The sequence below is a fragment of the Thiohalophilus sp. genome, from assembly GCF_031581315.1.
Classification (GTDB): domain Bacteria; phylum Pseudomonadota; class Gammaproteobacteria; order UBA6429; family Thiohalophilaceae; genus Thiohalophilus.
Genome location: NZ_JAVLAZ010000065.1, coordinates 12,198 through 14,251 on the forward strand (window position 1 = coordinate 12,198; position 2,054 = coordinate 14,251).

General features: G+C 58.4%; 3 protein-coding genes. All 3 read right to left on the reverse strand.

Features of this window, described 5'->3' with window-relative positions; genetic code table 11:
• Positions 1–950, reverse strand: a 950-nt coding sequence (locus tag RI563_RS09810; RefSeq protein WP_317622879.1) for a SulP family inorganic anion transporter, incomplete at its 3' end; no start/stop codon positions are given.
• 16 nt (positions 951–966) lie between these two features.
• Positions 967–1,548, reverse strand: a complete 582-nt coding sequence (locus RI563_RS09815; RefSeq protein ID WP_310694200.1) for a class I SAM-dependent methyltransferase — start codon at positions 1,546–1,548, stop codon at positions 967–969.
• 146 nt (positions 1,549–1,694) lie between these two features.
• Positions 1,695–2,054, reverse strand: a 360-nt coding sequence (locus tag RI563_RS09820) for a CbbQ/NirQ/NorQ C-terminal domain-containing protein (RefSeq protein WP_310694201.1), incomplete at its 5' end; no start/stop codon positions are given.

The following is a 2,054-nucleotide window of genomic DNA, read 5'->3' on the forward strand; positions in this document are numbered from 1 at the left end:
TTGATGCCGGAGCGGGTGAAGGAACCGGAGCCGGCGTAGCTGGAGAAGAAACTGCCGACCATGTTGGACAGCCCCTGGCCGACGAACTCCTGGTTACCGTCGATCTGTTGATGGGATTTGGCGGCAATGGCCCGGGAGATGGAGACCGCTTCGATCAGGCCCAGCAGGGCCACGGCAAAGGCCTGCGGGGCCAGTTCGCGAATCGCGGCAAAGGAAAAATCGGGCGAGGAGAGCGGCGGCAAATGCCCGGGGATCTCGCCGATCATCGCCAGGCCGGCAGACTCGCCACCCAGACCGAATGCCAGCAGGCTACCGGCGATCATCGCCATCAGCAGGTTGGGCAGGGACGGAAGGAAGCGTTTGATCAACACCGCCACGATCAGGGTAAAGGCGGCCACGCCGAACACCATCGGATCCAGTTGTTCCAGGTGACTGAACAGATCCACCCAGACATGGGCGAAAGACTCACCGGAGGGGACATGAATGCTGGTGATATGTTTCATCTGACTGGTGGCGATGAGCACGGCCGCGCCGGCTGTAAAACCGATCACCACCGTATGCGAGACGAAGTTGACCAGCGTCCCCAGTCGGGCCAGCCCGAAGGCGAACTGGTAGACACCGGCCAGAAAGGTCAGAGTCAGTGCCAGTTGAATAAACTCGGTGCTGCCGGGTTCGGCGTGTCCGCTCAGGGTACTGAACACGACAATGGAAATGGCGGTGGTTGGCCCCGATATCAGGTGGCGCGAGGAGCCGAACAGTGCGGCGACGATGGGCGTGACCATCGCGGTATACAGGCCGTACTGGGGGGGCAGGCCCGCAATGGTGGCAAAGGCCACGCTCTGGGGCAGAACGATGACCGCGCCGGTCAGGCCGGCGAGCAGATCGGCCTTGAGCGTATGCCGACCCACCATGGGCCACCAGAGCAAAAACGGGAAAAACTTGTCGATCATTTTACTCATGAGATCCTTATTTTGTTGCCATCGAAACGGTATAGTGCTTGCCCTGTTTCAGTTTCTTGTAGTTACCGAATATCGCCTTGAAGTTGCGCTCGATATATTTGCGCAGACCGGTGATGGTGACCACATAAAATCGCCCGCCGGGGTTCATCTGCTGCCGGGCATCATGCATGAACAGGGTCAGCATTTCGTTGCCGACTTTGGCGGGCAGGTTGGAGGCGATCACATCAAAACGGCGATCGCGAATCCGATCGAAACCATTGCTCAGTAACGCCTCGGCATTGGTGATTTTGTTGAGCGCAATATTCTTCTGTGCGTAATCGACCGCCACATAATCCCGGTCGACCAGGGTCGTATTGCCTTGTGGCGCCAGTCTGGCCAGGGTCAGGCCGATGGGACCGTAACCGCAACCCAGATCCAGGCAGTCATCATCGGGGTTGATGTCGACGTGATCCAGTAACAGCAGCGAACCTTCGTCCACCTCGCGGGGCGAGAAGGTGCCCCAGGTGGAATGAAAAGTCAGCGGCTGTCCGCGCAGGGTGGCATTAAAAACAATGTCCTCGCGCAGCTTGTCGATCGGATCCTTGCTCATGGTATCTCGATTAACGCAGAGGTCGCGGAGGCGCAGAGGCGCGGAGAAAAAATCAATAATCGCTTCTCGCGCTGCGCGCCATCGCCACGGGTAAAAATTGCATTGTATCTCAACAACCGGCACCAATGCCGGGAGTCAATGCCACCTTATTTGACAAAGAAGGTGTTGACTGCCGCTTCCAGGGTCTCGCGCATGTCCGGGTCATCGGTCAGCGGGGTAACCAGCGTCATGATACAGGCCGAAACCGGTTCCACGCCCTTGTTGATCAACTGACCTGCGTAGACCAGCAGACGGGTGGAGATACCTTCGTCGAGGCCGTGCCCCTTGAGGTTACGCGCACGATGGGCGATCTGGACCAGTTTGCCGGCGGTCTCGGTGTCGATACCGGTTTCCTGCGCGACGATGTCGGTTTCGTCCTTCTCCTGCGGATAGTCAAAGTCCAGTGCACCGAAACGCTGCTTGGTGGACTGTTTCAGATCTTTCATCAGGCTCTGGTAGCCGGGGTT